The sequence below is a fragment of the Pseudomonas cavernae genome, from assembly GCF_003595175.1.
GTDB lineage: Bacteria > Pseudomonadota > Gammaproteobacteria > Pseudomonadales > Pseudomonadaceae > Aquipseudomonas > Aquipseudomonas cavernae.
The window spans coordinates 4,580,252-4,594,583 of record NZ_CP032419.1 but is presented as its reverse complement, the minus strand read 5'-3'; the positions used below and the strand labels follow the sequence as shown (position 1 = coordinate 4,594,583).

The window sequence follows — 14,332 nt, the reverse complement described above, 5'->3', positions numbered from 1 at the left end:
TGTTGTTCTCACACTGAGCCAGCCGTGGAGGAAGGGGCCGGTAGCCAGTCGAGCAATTGTTGTTCGGGCATTGGTTTGGCGAACAGATAACCCTGCATCAGCCGGCAGCCGAGGATTTGCAAACGCTCCCGCTGCTGCTCGGTTTCGACGCCCTCGGCGATCACCCTCAGCTGCAGCAGTTCACCTAGCGACAGGATCACCTTGACGATGCGCTCATCGCCCTCGTCCAGCAGGCGGGTGAAGGATTTGTCCAGCTTAAGCGCCGACATCGGCAAATGTTGCAGGCGTTGCAGGGAGGAATAGCCGGTGCCGAAGTCATCGAGATGGAGCTGGAACCCGGCCGCGACCAGCGCATTGACCTGTTCCTCGAGCACCTCCAGGCTTTCCGAGAAGGCACTCTCGGTCAGCTCGAAGTGCACGCTGTGCCGGGATAGCCGTTCGGCGTCCACCAGTTCACAGAGTTGACCGACGAGGTTGACCTGCAGCAGTTGCTTGACCGACAGGTTGATGTTCAGGACCAGTCCTGGGCGGGCCTGCTGCAGGCGGGGCAGGGCCTGGATGGCGCGCCGGGCGATATACAGGCCCAGCTCGCAGATCAGACCGGCCTCCTCGGCCACCGGGATGAACTTGTCGGGTGGGCAGTAGCCGCCGTCGACAGGCCAGCGAGCCAGTGCTTCAACCATCCGGGTGGCTCCAGATTCACCGTCGACGATCGGCTGGAACCAGACTTCCAACTGGCCAAGGGCCAGGGCTTGGCGCAGGCGTTGTTCGATGCGCATGCGTTCCTGCACATTGGTGTGCATGGTCGCGGAAAAGAACGCAAAGCCGCTCTTGCCGGCCCGTTTGGCCTGGTACAAGGCGATGTCGGCGTTGCGCAGTAACTCGTCCTCGCTAGTACCCGGTCCGGCCAGGGCGATGCCGATGGAGGCGCTGATCGCCAGCTGCGTGTCCTGGAACATCAGCGGTTGACAGACCGCCTCTAGCAGGCGCTGGGCGAGGGCGTGACTGCCCGGCCCGGTGTCGTCCGTCAGACTGAGCACGACGAATTCATCTCCGCCCATACGCACCGCCGTATCGCTAGCGCGCAGCAATCCCCCCAGTCGTTGCGCGAGGTGGTTCAGCAGGGCATCGCCGGCTTCGTGACCGAGGCAGTCGTTGATCAGCTTGAAGTCGTCCAGGTCGATCAGGTAGAGGGTCAGCGTCAGGCCGGGCTGGCGCCGCTGCATCGCCTGGTAGAGGGCCAGGCGCTCGCTGAGGAATTTGCGGTTGCCCAGTCCGGTGAGCGGATCCCGGCGCGCTTCCTGGTAAAGACTCTCGTGGGCCGTGTGCACTTCCGTCATCAGCTCGTTGAGCGATAGCGCGAGCTGGTCCAGTTCATCGTCGCCTTGCACCGGCCAAACTGCCGGCTGTTCCGCATTGCGCCGGCGCTGCTCGGCCAGGTGCGAGAAGCGGCTCAGGCGCTTGAGGATCAGGCGGTCGAGCAGGAGGGTGGCGGCCAGGGCAGCCAGCAGCAGAATGAGCAGGGAGTTGCCGAGGAGCAGGAGGTCGCCGGCGCGTTTCTGCGGGTCCAGGATGGGCGGGCGCTGGATGATGAGGTGCACGGCGCTGGGGCCCAGGGAGTCCGCGAGCAGGCGACTGACGCGCAGGCTGCCCGGTGCCGTTGGGAGCGCCGGCGCACTGGTCGTGGCAGGTGCCAGCTGGAAGGAAGTGCCGACCAGCTGCTCCAGCCTGGCCAAGGCGTTCGCGTCGAGCCGTCGGCCCATCACCAGCCAACCCCGCTGCGGTTGGTTCCGGTCGGTGTCCAGGATGGGGCTGTAGGCCAGGATTACCGGCGTGCCATCGATCCAGCGCAGCAGGTAGGCGCCCTGCTGCTGCAGCGTGGCGGAGAGCGCGGCTAGACCGCCGTGCACCGCGCGCAGCGTGCTGCTGTCGGTCGCGAGGGGCTCCCGCTGCTCGCCACCTGACGTGATGTCGGAGTGCAGCGCACCGGCGGTCGTGAGAAACACCGCGAAATCCACGCGCAGGTTGCGCATGGAGTCGACGGTGAAATTGGCGTCCAGGTAAGCCGGGCTCGGCTGCTGCAGGTACTCGTAGCTGTCATCCCAGACGCCATAGTCCAGAGCACTGCCCAGCAACGCCTGGGCGTCAGTGACCAACGCCACATTGACCCGTTCCAGCTCTTCCTGGGCCTGGCGCTCTTCATACTGCCCCAGGCTCTGGTGCAGCAGGTTAGAGGAGCTCCAGTAACTGGCCAGCGCCACTGCGGACAGCAGCAACAGCAGATAGAAGAGGGTGCGTGTGCGCAGGCTGTGGATTGTGCGAGACACTTAACGCTCCTTGGTGACGCTCCTTGGTGACGCTCCTGGGGCTTGCCCGGCAAATTCAACTGCGGTGGGAGGGCGCGGCCGAAGCACCTTTTCGCTGCAGTCCTGCCAAACTCCGAAGCGATACGCCCTCAAGACTCGATCCGTGAGCGCTGGCGCGGTATGGCGCACCAGAGTCATGCACCTCACGGTCAGGCTGGACTCATGCCCAAAGCATTCTGCTGGCGGGCGGCGTCAATGCGAAGCAAGAGGAAGGCTATCGTGGCCTGACCTCTGCTTCTGGTGAGTACTTTCTTTCAGGTGCGGCCGAGGTTGAAGTAGCGGACCTGAGCGTGGAGGAGTTCGGCGAGTTCGGCGAGGCTTTGGTTGGCGCTGTTGACCTGGTCGGAGCCTGCGGCGTTGCTGCTGGCGAGGTCGCGGATGAGTTCGATGCGTTGGCTGATGTCCTGGGCCACGGCGGCTTGTTCTTCGGCGGCGCTGGCGATCTGGACGGCCATTTCGCTGATCACGCGGTTGGAGTGGGTGATGCTGGCCAGGGCTTGGCCGGCGTCGTCGGCTTGTCTGGCGCCGGTTTCGGCCTGGGCGCGGCTTTGGGTCATGACGCTGACGGCTTGCTGCGCGCCTTCTTGCAGGCGTTCGATCATGCCTTGGATCTCCTGGGTCGAGTCCTGGGTGCGTTTGGCCAGGCTGCGTACTTCGTCAGCCACCACGGCGAAGCCGCGACCTTGTTCGCCGGCCCGCGCGGCTTCGATGGCGGCGTTGAGGGCGAGGAGATTGGTCTGGTCGGCGATGCCGCGAATCACGTCGAGTATGCCGCCGATGTTGGCGGTGTTTGCCGCCAGCGCTTGAACCACTTCGGCGGCCTGGCCAATCTCGCCGGACAGGCGCTGGATGGTGCCGACCATTTGCTCCACCACTTGCCGGCCGCTGTTGGCGGCCCGGTCGGCCTCTTGCGCGGCATCGGCGGTGTGCGCGGAGTTGCGCGCCACTTCCTGCACGGTGGCGGCCATTTCGGTGATGGCGGTAGCGACTTCGACGGTGTGCAGTTCCTGTTGCTTGATGTTGTCCTGGGTGGTGCTGGTGATGCTGGTGAGCTGCGCGGCGGAGACGCTGAGCTGGCTGCTGGAGTGGACGACGTTACTGACGATTTCCCGCAGCTTGCCGACCATCTGGCTGAAGGCGTGGGAGAGCATGCCGAATTCGCCGGCGCTGCGGGCGTCGAGGTTGGTGGCCAATTCGCCTTCGGCCACGCGGCTGACTTCGGCGGAAAGGCGCAGCAGGGCACCGCTGACTTTGCGGCGGATGGCGATGATGCCGATGACGGCGATGACGATGAGCAGCAGGACCATGACGCTGACGGCCGTCATGTAGGCGGTGCCGACTTCGCGCAGATGAGCCACTTCGTTGTTGGTGCGCTGGTCGAGCAACTCGAAGAAGTCGTCCACTGGGCGCATGATGCGGGCTTTTTCGCGGTGGTAGTCGGGGCTGTGCATGAGTTGGCTGGCCAGGACGAGGTCGGGCTGGCCGTGTCGGGTGTACTGGCCCTGGTCATCAGGGTACAGGCCGAGGGCGGCGTTCATGGCCTGGGTTTCGATTTTCACCAGGGCATTGGAAGCGGCGTCGGCTTCCGCGAGTTTGGCCAGTTCGGCCTCGGTGAAGCCTTGGCGGCGCATGAGTTCGAGCAGGGGCATGGCCTGGCCCGGCTCAGTGTCGCTGTCCTGGCCGGCGACGATGAAGTCGAGGTACGGGTGCTGGTAGCCCTGCGGCCGGGGTTCTTGGCCGTTACGGATGGCCAGTATCTGGTGGTAGAGCTTTTCGTAGCGGGCATCGCCAGTCACGGCCAGGGTGCGGGCCATGCGGGTGAGGTCATCCGAGCTCTGGCGCAGTTCGTCAGCCAGGAGGTAGGACTGGTTACGGTTTTCCTGTCGTTCACTGAGTTGTTTCTGGTTGTTGATGAGCAGCACGACCAGCAGGCAGAGGATGGCGGTGCAGAGAATGATGGCGCTGAAAATCAGGGAAAACAGTCGCTGGATGGACATCGAAGCTCTCCTGTGTGGCGCCGCCTCGAAATGCCCCCGGTTGGAAAGAGGGGTGTCAGCGGTCCGTGCTGCAAGGGATTGCGCACCGTACTGGTACGCGAGTGCAAATAATTGCTTACACGTTCAATTCTGGCAACTGGCCATTAGCAATATTTCTTTGCCATTGTTCCTGCAGCGGTTGGCAGTGGCGGGCCTGGGCCAAGAGCCAGTCCGCCAGCTCGCCCAGTGGCGGGCTGGGGGCGGGCGTTTGGGGTAGACGAGGAAGCCGTCGCCAGTGGGCACCTTGAGGTCGAAGGGGCTACGAGGCGGCCGGTGGCGAGGACTTCGCCGATCAGCGATCAGTCGCCCAGGGGCACGCCGGCGCCTTGGGTGGCGACGGAGAGGGGAACGAAGCGTTATGCCGGGGGCACGTTTGTCCTGGGCATGGTGCCCTGATAGATTCGCCGTGCTCTGCCCAAGCCTTGAAAGCCCTGCACACCATCACCGGTGGCGGGGCTTTCTTGTTTCATGACGCGCCACCCGCGAGCCGGCGCACGCTGTGCACGAGTTTCGCCGGAACAGGGGCGTATTCAGTTCAATCAAGCGAGAAGCTGTGACCAAAGCTGTGACCAAATGGCCTTTAATTGCTCTGGAAACGAAAAAGGCCCACCTTGCGGTGAGCCTAAGTCGTTGTTTTATATGGTGCCGGCACCAGGAATCGAACCCGGGACCTACTGATTACAAGTCAGTTGCTCTACCAGCTGAGCTATACCGGCTTTTTCGGGCCGCCATTATATCCATTCGTAAGCTCGCGTAAAGTCGGAGAAATGGCTGTTTAGACGGAGTTCGAGGCATGTAAAGGAAATGCTTATGCACAGCCTCAATGCGCTTAGTACAAACGTGCTCGGTTTTTGTGCGACAGCTAGCAGAAATTCATAACTATCTGTTTTTACTAATTTTTATGAACCGGATGAAAATTCGCCAGTACAGGCCAGGCCTTGGTCTGCCGACGGTGCAGCGATTTGCTCAGAAACTGCCCACAAAGTTATCCACAGAATGTGTGGGTAACTCATTCGCGCTCGGCGAGCAGCAGTAGGTTGCGCGGGGTGAGCCGGCTGGGGCAGAAGCTGCCCAGTTGCACGCGATAACCCTGGTCTTGCAGGTAGAGCGCGCGGTCGAGCAGCAGCCAGAGTTCCAGCGGGCGGCGGTACAGGCCGCGCAGCAGTTCGAGGTTGCGTACTGCGGCCAGGCGTTGCCAGCCGGCCGCTTCCAAGGCTGACCAGTCGCGGGCGCCGGAAATGGGGAGGTTCTTCAGCGCCGCCAGGTCCAAGCAATAGCTGCGAAAGTCCTTGTGCAGCCAGGCGCTGGGGAGCGATGGGGTCGGTAGATAGTCGTCGCAGTCGCGCAGTTCGCGTTGCAGCAGGTCGAAGGCCAGGCGGCGGGCCATCGAGGTGTCGCGCTGACGGCGTACGCGAGCGCCGGCGGTAACCGTTTCGCTCAGCGGCAGGCCGAGGTCGTCGCGGGATAAGTGCAGTGCCGAGGCCTGCGCAGCGGATGAAAGCGGTTGATAGGTCGCACTCGCGATACGGTTGTAGCAGCACGGAGCGATCGCCAGGTGCGCGCAGCCGGCCGCGCTGGCTAGTTCGATCAGGCGCACATGCAAATCGCCGCAGGCGTGCAAGGCCACCGGTGTGTGGCGGGCGTCTAGGCAAGCCGCGGCATCGACGGCGAGCACGTCCTGCTGCCGGTGCACAGCTTGCAGGCTGCGGCGCCGACTCAGTTCTGCGCCGGATTGAACCAGCTGCGGGTCGTATTCCAGGCAGGTCAGGCCGCCGCCATCCTGGGCCAGCAGATGGCCGAGATGGCCCTTGCCGGCGCACCAGTCGAGCCAGTGCCGCGGCGGTTGGCGGAACTGCAGGCGGCTGGCGAAGGCCTGGATCTGCTGCCATTTGCGTCCGGGAATATCCATCGCGAAGTGCATCGATAGGGTCGGCAGCGGCTTCTCCGCGAACTCGCCCACCGCGTTCAGTGCCAGGGCTTGCGCGGCCAGTTGGGCGAAAGGCGCGGGTGCTTGCAGCTGCTCCGGGTGGTTATGGACGGCTTCGGCTTCCGCCAGCGAGCGCCGGCGCAGCCAGGTGGCCAGCTCGGGGTGTTGCTGCTCCCAGGGCAGATACCGATGGGTGAAGGGGCGTGGGCGCCAGAGGGCTTGTCCGGCCAGCAGGAAGGCATCCAGCGCCTGAAAGCGTTCGAGCAGTTGCGGGCCTTGGAGCGGAGTTGGAGTGGACACGGGAGCGAGATTGGCTGAGTGGCAGCGCAGTATAAGCCCCTCTCCGCCGGAGAGGGGCTTGGATGCTCAACGCCCCTGGGTGACGTCGACCCGCAGTCGACGTTCCAGCAGCTTGAAGCCGCGCACCAGGATAAAGGCGATCAGCAGGTAGAACAGCCCGGCGGCGAAGAAGATCTCCACCGGCAGGTAGGTGCGGGCGATGATGGTGCGTGCCATGCCGGTCAGCTCCAGCAGGGTGACGGTGCTGGCCAGGGCGCTGGCCTTGAGCATCAGGATCACCTCGTTGCTGTAGGCCGGTAGGCCGATGCGCGCGGCGCGCGGCAGGATGATGTAGAACAGCGCCTGAGGGCGCGACATGCCCAGCGCGCGTGCCGCCTCGATCTCGCCCGGTGGCACCGCCTGAATCGCGCCACGGATAATCTCGGCGATATAGGCGGCGGTGTGCAGGGTCATGGTCAGGATAGTGCACCAGTACGGATCGCGCAGGTACGGCCACAGCGGGCCCTGGCGGATCACCTCGAACTGCGCCATGCCGTAATAGACCAGGAACAGTTGCACCAGCAGCGGTGTGCCGCGGAAGAAGAAGATGTAGCCGTAGGGCAGGGCGCGCACGTACCAGTGCCGCGAGGCGCGGGCGACACCTAGTGGAATGGCGAGGAACAGCCCGGCGATGACCGCAATGGCGACCAGCTCCAGGGTCAGCCAGGCGCCGTCGAGCAACCGCGGCAGGTACTTGATGATGACTTCCCAGTTCATGACGCGCTCCTGACAAAGCCGCGGGCGGCGCGTTTTTCCAGCCAGTACAGGCCGATCATGGCGAGGATGGTCAGGCCCAGGTAGATGAAGGCCGCCACTAGGAAGAAGGTAAAGGCCTGCTTACTCGCGGTTACTGCGATCTGCGAGCGACGCATGATTTCTTCGAGGCCGATCACCGACACCAGCGCGGTGTCTTTCATCAGGATCATGAACAGGTTGCCGAGGCCGGGCAGGGCGATGCGCCACATCTGCGGCAGGATCAGGCGCCAGAGGATGCGGGTTTTCGACAGGCCGAGCGCCTGGCCGGCCTCGCGGTGGCCGCGGGGGATGGCCAGGATGGCGCCGCGAAACACCTCGGTGGCGTAGGAGCCGAAGCACAGGCCGAGGGCGATGCTGCCGGCGGCGAACGGTGACAGCTCCAGGCTCGGGTTGCCGACCAGCGCGCCGATACCGTGCATCAGGTTGACCGTGCCGAAATAGATCAGCAGCACCCAGAGCAATTCGGGAACGCCGCGCACCAGGGTCGAGTAGGTGCCGCCCAACCATTGCAGGGTGCGGAACGGTGAAGTCTTGGCCAGGGCGCCGAGCAGGCCGAGCACCAGGCCGAGGGCCAGCGCCGACAGCGCCAACTGGATGGTCATCAGGGTGCCGGCGGCCAGCGCCGGACCGAATCCGTAGAGATCGAAGGTCATCTGGGGCAACTATTGAAGACCGGCGCCGCCACACGGTGACGCCAGTCGGCTGGCATCAGTAGATGCTGAACGGGAAGTACTTGTCGTTGATCTTCTTGTAGGTGCCGTCGGCCACGATTTCTTTCAGGGCGGCATTCAGCTTCTCGCGCAGCGGGTCGCCCTTGCGCACGGCGATGCCGATCTTGTCGTTGTCGAACACCGGGTCACCCTTGAATTCGAAGCTCTTGCCGGCATCGCTCTTCAGCCATTCCCAGTTGACGAAGGTGTCGGCCAGGATGCCGTCGAGACGCCCGGAGGACAGGTCCAGGTAGGCGTTTTCCTGGGTGTCGTAGAGCTTGATGTCGACCACGTCGTTGAGGTTGTCTTCCAGCCAGTTGCCGGCGATGGTGGCGCGCTGGGCACCGATGACCTTGCCTTTGAGGCCGGCCTTGTCGGTTTTCAGTTCGGTCGACTTGCTGCCGATGAATTGCAGCTTGTTGGTGTAGTAGGGCTCGGTGAAATCCACCGCCTGCTTGCGTTCCTCGGTGATCGACATCGAGGCGGCGATGAAGTCGAATTTCTTCGCGTTGAGGGCCGGGATGATGCCGTCCCAGTCGGAGGTCACCACCTCGCATTCGACCTTCATCTTGGCGCACAGCGCCTGGGCGATTTCGACGTCGAAGCCGACCACCTGGCCGCTGGCATCGATCAGGTTGAAGGGCGGGTAGGCGCCTTCAGTGCCGATCTTCAACTTGTCCGCGGCAAAGGCGCCGGAACCGAAGGCCAGGGTGGCGGCAGCGGCCAGCAGAATCTTCTTATAGTTCATCATGCGATGTTGCTCCGTTAGTGATTGCTGGACATGAACTGTTTGCAGCGTGCCGAGTTCGGGTGGTCGAAAACCTGCGCGGGCGGCCCCTGCTCTTCCACCAGGCCCTGATGCAGAAAGACCACTTCGCTGGAGACCTGGCGGGCGAAACCCATCTCATGGGTCACTAGCAGCATAGTGCGACCTTCCTCGGCGAGCGCGCGGATCACCGCAAGCACTTCTTGTACCATTTCCGGATCGAGGGCCGAGGTTGGTTCATCGAACAGAATCACCTTCGGCTGCATCGCCAGGGTGCGGGCGATTGCCGCGCGCTGTTGCTGGCCGCCGGAGAGCTGATTTGGGTAGACGTGGCGCTTGTCGGCGATGCCGACCTTGGCCAGCAGCGCTTCGGCCACTTCGATGGCTTCGGCACGGCTCTGGCCGAGCACCCGACGCGGTGCCTCGATGATGTTGTCGAGCACCGTCATGTGCGGCCACAGGTTGAAGTTCTGGAAGACGAAACCGATCTCGCTGCGCAGGCGATTGATCTGTTTGTTGTCGGCGGCGACCAGTTCGCCGTGGCGGTTAGCCTTCAGCTTGAGCTCTTCTCCGGCGACGATGATCTGCCCCTGATGGGGATTTTCCAGCAGGTTGATGCAGCGCAGGAAGGTGGACTTGCCGGAACCGGAGGAACCGAGAATGGAGATCACGTCGCCATCGCGAGCGGTCAGGGAGATGCCCTTGAGTACCTCGAGGTCGCCGTAGCGTTTGTGCAGATTGCGAATTTCCAGCGCGGGCGTGGCCTCGGCCATACAGGGTCCTCTTGCTCTCGGGATGCGCTCCGGCAGTTGTTGGCCTTCCTGGCGTGGCACCAAGCTAGCATAGCGTTCAAAAGCCAGCCAAGCGCGCGAGCAGGGCTAAATGCGGCCCGCAAGAAGGCTTGTCGCATAGCCGAAGGCGGGTGTCGCGCTGATACAAAAAAGCCCAATCGGATTCGGGTTGTTTATATGTGCGGGGTTCGCTGGCGAGGTCGGAGCTTGGTCGGTGATGAACCCCAGAAAGCAAAAAGCCCCAGCACTTGGCTGAGGCTTTTTGTTCGGTATTAGTGGTGCCCAGGGACGGAATCGAACCGCCGACACGGGGATTTTCAATCCCCTGCTCTACCGACTGAGCTACCTGGGCAACGGGGCGCTATTAGACGGATTTGACCTTTGCCTGTCAAGCGAGAGAACGAAAAATATTTAGCGATAACGGGCGCTTACGTATTTCGGCCTCATTCGCTGGGCGGGACGTAACCTTCGGCCTGGGCGTATTCCTCGCCGGAGAGGAACTTGTCCATCTCGGCCTGGAGGAACTTGCGGTCCTCGGCGTTCATCATGTTCAGGCGTCGCTCGTTGATCAGCAGGGTCTGGTGTTTCTGCCATTCGTCCCAGGCTTTCTGCGAGACGTGGTTGTAGATGTCTTCGCCCTTGGCGCCGGGGTAGGGCGGACGGGCGAGGGCGGGCAGTTCTTCTTTGAATTTGCGGCACATCACGGTGCGGGTCATGGTCAATCTCCTGCGGTTCGGCGGGCGCTTGGGGCTTCGCGGCCGATCAGTCGGCGCGGGGCGTGGTCAGCCCGGCTCTTGGTGCAATTCGGTTTCCGCGCACTTCAGCAGCTTCTTCACCGGGGCGGCGAGGCCCAGGCGCGGCGGGCTGGCGAGGTTATACCAGAGCCAGTCGCCCTCGGCCACGGCGGGGCTCTGGGCCTCGACTTGGACCAGCCAGGGTTCGATGGCCAGTTGGAAGTGGCTGAAGCTGTGGCTCAGGCCGGGCAGTTCGCGGCGGCTGCCGAGGGTCAGGCCGTGGCGGGCGGCGAGGCCGTCCAGTTCGTTGCTGGCGAGCAGTTCCGGCAGGCTCCAGAGTCCGCCCCAGAGGCCGCTGGCGGGGCGCCGGTAGAGCAGGATGGCGCCGTCGCGGTTGGCCAGTAGCGGCATCAGGGTGCGCTTCTGCGGCAGCGTCTTGCGTGGCTTGGGCACCGGGTAGGCGCTTTCGCGGCCCAGCTGGTGGGCGCGGCAGCCGCTCTGCAGCGGGCACAGCAGGCAGCTCGGCTTGCTGCGGGTGCAGAGGGTGGCGCCGAGATCCATCATCGCCTGGGTGTAGTGGTTGACTCGCTGCTGCGGGGTCAAGCGCTCGGCGACTTCCCACAGCTGCTTGGCCACCTTGGGTTCGCCGGGATAGCCGTCCTGGGCGCTGTAGCGCGCCAGCACGCGCTTGACGTTGCCGTCGAGGATCGGTGCGCGCAGGCCCATGCTCAGGCTGGCGATGGCGCCGGCGGTGGAGCGGCCGATGCCGGGCAGTTCGGCGAGGGCGTCGACGTCGCGGGGAAATTCGCCGCCGTGCTCGCTGACGACCAGTTGCGCGGTCTTGTGCAGGTTGCGCGCACGGCTGTAGTAGCCGAGCCCGGTCCACAGGTGCAGGACTTCGTCCTCCGGCGCCGCGGCCAGCGCTTCGACCGTCGGCAGGGTGTGCATGAAACGGTCGAAGTAATCGAGCACTGTGCTGACCTGGGTCTGCTGCAGCATGATTTCCGAGACCCACACCCGGTACGGATTGATGCCCTGCTGCCAGGGCAGGTCCTTGCGGCCGTGGCGGTCGTACCAGGCCAGCACCGCGCCGTTGAATTGCTCGGGACTCATCGCTTGAACAGGCCCTTGAGTGCGTCTTTCAGTTCCGGGCTGACCTTGTCGCCGAGTTTTTCTTCGAGCTTTTCGTTGAGCTTGCTGCCGGCCAGCTTGGCGGCGACCTTGCCCAGGCCGTCCTGGTCCAGGCGGCAGGCCTTGGCGCCCAGCTCCAGCGGGCCGCGGCAGCGCACCGGCCATTCGATGCCGACGTAGCGCGGGTTGACCTGGCAGGCTGGGTCGGGCATCTCGCGCTTGTCGCCTTCGATGAAGATGCCGACGCGGTAGTCCATGCCCAGCACACGCAGATCGACGTCGCCGTCGCCCTTGAGGCTCAGGCCGGGAATGCGCGCGCGCAGGTCGGGGTTGCTGGCGACGCCGTTGTGGAAGCTGAGGTTGCCCTTGAGTTCCTCGAACGGCGTGTCCTTGCCGCCGACCGGGCCACCCGGGCTCTTGCGGTTGAGGGTGGCGATGCCCTGGCAGAGCTGCTGTTCGAGGTTGGCGTTGAGCAGCACGCCGTCGTTGAGGGTGAAGCTGGCGCTGCCGTTGAGGCCTTCGATCCAGGTCTTCTGGCTGTTGCCACTGGTGCTGAGGTCGGTGGTCAGGTCCAGGCGGCCGGTGACTGGGGTTTTCTGCCCCTGGCTCTCGATGAGTTTTTCCACCGGCACCTGGCTGAGGTGCTTTTGTATGGTCAGCAGCGGCACGGGCGGGCGCACGTCGAGCGTAGCCTTGGCGTCGAAGCGGCCGTTGTACAGTTCGCCGCGCAGGTCCTGCAGAGTCAGCAAGCTGTCCTTGCCCTGAACCTTGAGGCTGGCCTGCTCGATCGGCAGTTTTTCCAGGGTCAGTTGGCCGAGACCGAGGTCCAGCTCCAGATCGAGGCTGCGCAGGCGCTCCACCGGCAGCAGCGGCGCCTCGCTCCAGGCCTGTTGGGTCGGGGCCTTGGGCAGTTCGCTGTTGCCTTGAGTGGTGGCGGTGGCGACGGTGCTTTGCACTTCGGCCTGGCGGCTGGCGCTGGCGGCATCGGCGGCCTTGGCGGCTTTCGCCGGCAGGTAGCGGTCGAGGTCGAGGCGGTCGCCCTTCAGCTGCGCGCGCAGCGCCTGCTTGGCGAAATCGGCCACGGCGAGGCGGCCGCTGAAGCTGCTGTCGTCCAGCTTCAGGTTCAGTTCGTCCAGGGCCAGGCTGTTCGGGCTGCCGTTCAGACGGGCGACCAGCTCGAGCTTGCTCAGGCTGTTGCCGTCGGCCATGGCCGGCAGCGGCTGGCCGAGGCTGTCGAGGAATTCGCGCAGGTTGAACTGGGCGATGGACAGGCCGCCAGTGAGTTTGGGGGTCTTGTTCAGTTCGCGCACCTTCAGCTCGCCGAGGGCGCGCAGCTGGTTGACCGACAGCTTCAGGCCGGTCCATTCGGCGATCTGCGCCGCCTGGTCGAGCAGCAATTGGCCCTGCACGGCGAAGGTCGCGGTCTTGCCTTGCAGCGGCTCGCCGGAGGCCTCGCCGGACAGTTTCAGGTCTTCCAGCTGGTAGCGCTTGAGCGCGCGATCGAAGCGCAGTTCGCCCTGCAGTTCGGTCTTGGCGCGCAGCAGCGGTTGGTTGCTGCCGAGGAAGGCGGTCAGCTTCAGCGGAATATTGGTCCCTTCGCGGATCGCGCCGGTGGTCAGCTGGATGCTTTCGGCGCTGAATTGCCGCCCGCTCTTGGCGTCCTGGTAGTCGATACGCGCGTTGTTGACGATCAGGCTGTCGATATCCAGCTTCAGCGGCTGCGCCGGTTTCTCCTCGGCCGCGTCGGTGCTGGCAGGCGTGCTCGGAGCCGACTGGCTGGCGTCGGCCGGAGCGCTGGCGGGCTTGGCCGGGCGGCCGATGTCTTGCCAGTTGCCGTGGCCTTGTTCGTCGCGGTGCAAGGTCAGGTTCAGGCCTTCGACGCGGATGTCGCTCATCTGCACTTCCTTGCGCAGCAGCGGCAGCACGCGCACCGACAGGCCGAGCAGGTCGAGGTCGGCGAACGGCTGCTCCGGGGTGACGGCGCTGGCCAGCGTCGCGTCGTGCAGCTCGAGGCCGAGCCAGGGGAACAGGCTCCAGCCGATGTCGCCGTTCAGGGTCAGTTCCAGATTGGCCTTGTCGCGGGCGAGCTGGCGGATTTCGTCCTTGTAGTCGTTGGGATCGAACAGGTGGGTGAGGGCGAAGCCCAGCGCCACGACGATCAGCAACAGGCCGAGGAAGACCAGGCCGAGAATTTTGCCGAGCGATTTCATCGACGAGTCCTTGTGTGCAATAGCAGGGTGATAGCGGAGTATACAGAGTGGCGGAAAACTGCTGCGCCGCCAGACGTGTAGCGGGTTGGACGGGCCGAGCGGCGGCAGGTTCCCGCGTCGGCGCGGCCGCCGGACCGGCGTAGGCGTTACAGCGGGCCCAGCGGCAAGTGCGTGCGCGCGGCCAGGGCCTGACTCTCCAGGTGGCCGGTGGGGGCGGCCAGGTGCAGCGGCTTGCCGGCTTCGGTGGCCAGGCGCTGGGCCTCGTCGAGCAGGCGGCGAGCGACGCCGCGCTGGCGGGTGGCCTTGCGTACGCACAGGTGCGACAGCTGCCAATGCGCGGCGCCGCGTTCGAGCAGGGCGGCGCCGAGCAGGCGATCGTTGAAGCGCCCGGCGACCAGGGTGCCGTTATCCAGGCCGGCCTGAATCAGAGCCGCGGCGTCGGCATAGGGCACCAGTAGCCAGGCCGGGGCATCGGCATAGATCTTCGCCAGATCGCTGTGATCCTGCGCCGTGGGGGCGCTGACGACTTCGACGAACACGGGCATGGCGGGGGCTCCGGCGGGGGC

11 protein-coding genes, 2 tRNA genes and 1 pseudogene are annotated in these 14,332 nt (G+C 64.6%); all 14 read right to left on the bottom strand.

Annotated features, from left to right (window positions below; all coding sequences use genetic code 11):
* Positions 1-8 precede the first annotated feature (8 nt).
* Positions 9-2,327 (bottom strand): putative bifunctional diguanylate cyclase/phosphodiesterase, encoded by a 2,319-nt coding sequence (locus D3880_RS20895; protein ID WP_119895336.1) that lies wholly within the window; start codon positions 2,325-2,327, stop codon positions 9-11.
* A gap of 293 nt (positions 2,328-2,620) precedes the next feature.
* Positions 2,621-3,334: a methyl-accepting chemotaxis protein gene (locus D3880_RS23490; protein ID WP_420800887.1), complete on the bottom strand. Its 714-nt coding sequence runs from the start codon at positions 3,332-3,334 to the stop codon at positions 2,621-2,623.
* A gap of 198 nt (positions 3,335-3,532) precedes the next feature.
* Positions 3,533-3,673: pseudogene (locus D3880_RS23485) on the bottom strand (hypothetical protein); the annotation flags it as partial.
* A 1,369-nt stretch (positions 3,674-5,042) separates the two neighbouring features.
* Positions 5,043-5,118 (bottom strand) — tRNA-Thr (locus D3880_RS20885).
* A 293-nt stretch (positions 5,119-5,411) separates the two neighbouring features.
* Complete coding sequence (locus D3880_RS20880) at positions 5,412-6,629, bottom strand: methyltransferase (RefSeq protein WP_119895334.1); 1,218 nt, start codon at positions 6,627-6,629, stop codon at positions 5,412-5,414.
* A gap of 66 nt (positions 6,630-6,695) precedes the next feature.
* Entirely contained in the window at positions 6,696-7,385 is a 690-nt protein-coding gene (locus D3880_RS20875) for an ABC transporter permease (RefSeq protein WP_119895333.1), read from the bottom strand.
* Positions 7,382-8,077: an ABC transporter permease gene (locus D3880_RS20870; protein ID WP_119895332.1), complete on the bottom strand. Its 696-nt coding sequence runs from the start codon at positions 8,075-8,077 to the stop codon at positions 7,382-7,384. The genes D3880_RS20875 and D3880_RS20870 overlap by 4 nt, the downstream gene beginning before the upstream one ends.
* 55 nt (positions 8,078-8,132) lie before the next feature.
* Entirely contained in the window at positions 8,133-8,885 is a 753-nt protein-coding gene (locus tag D3880_RS20865) for an ABC transporter substrate-binding protein (RefSeq protein ID WP_119895331.1), read from the bottom strand.
* A 14-nt stretch (positions 8,886-8,899) separates the two neighbouring features.
* Complete coding sequence (locus tag D3880_RS20860) at positions 8,900-9,673, bottom strand: ABC transporter ATP-binding protein (protein WP_119895330.1); 774 nt, start codon at positions 9,671-9,673, stop codon at positions 8,900-8,902.
* A 294-nt stretch (positions 9,674-9,967) separates the two neighbouring features.
* Positions 9,968-10,043 (bottom strand) — tRNA-Phe (locus tag D3880_RS20855).
* A gap of 91 nt (positions 10,044-10,134) precedes the next feature.
* Complete coding sequence (locus D3880_RS20850; protein ID WP_119895329.1) at positions 10,135-10,407, bottom strand: oxidative damage protection protein; 273 nt, start codon at positions 10,405-10,407, stop codon at positions 10,135-10,137.
* A gap of 66 nt (positions 10,408-10,473) precedes the next feature.
* Complete coding sequence (mutY, locus tag D3880_RS20845) at positions 10,474-11,538, bottom strand: A/G-specific adenine glycosylase (RefSeq protein ID WP_119895328.1); 1,065 nt, start codon at positions 11,536-11,538, stop codon at positions 10,474-10,476.
* Positions 11,535-13,766 carry an AsmA family protein gene (locus tag D3880_RS20840; RefSeq protein ID WP_119895327.1) on the bottom strand — a complete coding sequence of 744 codons (2,232 nt, stop codon included), beginning with the start codon at positions 13,764-13,766 and terminating at the stop codon, positions 11,535-11,537. Before D3880_RS20840 ends, mutY begins: the two co-directional genes overlap by 4 nt.
* A gap of 146 nt (positions 13,767-13,912) precedes the next feature.
* Positions 13,913-14,311: an acetyl-CoA sensor PanZ family protein gene (locus tag D3880_RS20835; protein WP_119895326.1), complete on the bottom strand. Its 399-nt coding sequence runs from the start codon at positions 14,309-14,311 to the stop codon at positions 13,913-13,915.
* Positions 14,312-14,332 lie beyond the last annotated feature (21 nt).

Bases quoted from the DNA above. Each gene is read 5' to 3' on its own strand.
- D3880_RS20875 (WP_119895333.1), bottom strand. From the start codon at position 7,385: ATGAACTGGGAAGTCATCATCAAGTACCTGCCGCGGTTGCTCGACGGC.
- D3880_RS20860 (WP_119895330.1), bottom strand. From the start codon at position 9,673: ATGGCCGAGGCCACGCCCGCGCTGGAAATTCGCAATCTGCACAAACGC.
- D3880_RS23490 (WP_420800887.1), bottom strand. From the start codon at position 3,334: ATGGCCGCCACCGTGCAGGAAGTGGCGCGCAACTCCGCGCACACCGCC.
- D3880_RS20865 (WP_119895331.1), bottom strand. From the start codon at position 8,885: ATGATGAACTATAAGAAGATTCTGCTGGCCGCTGCCGCCACCCTGGCC.
- D3880_RS20870 (WP_119895332.1), bottom strand. From the start codon at position 8,077: ATGACCTTCGATCTCTACGGATTCGGTCCGGCGCTGGCCGCCGGCACC.
- mutY (WP_119895328.1), bottom strand. From the start codon at position 11,538: ATGAGTCCCGAGCAATTCAACGGCGCGGTGCTGGCCTGGTACGACCGC.
- D3880_RS20840 (WP_119895327.1), bottom strand. From the start codon at position 13,766: ATGAAATCGCTCGGCAAAATTCTCGGCCTGGTCTTCCTCGGCCTGTTG.
- D3880_RS20850 (WP_119895329.1), bottom strand. From the start codon at position 10,407: ATGACCCGCACCGTGATGTGCCGCAAATTCAAAGAAGAACTGCCCGCC.
- D3880_RS20835 (WP_119895326.1), bottom strand. From the start codon at position 14,311: ATGCCCGTGTTCGTCGAAGTCGTCAGCGCCCCCACGGCGCAGGATCAC.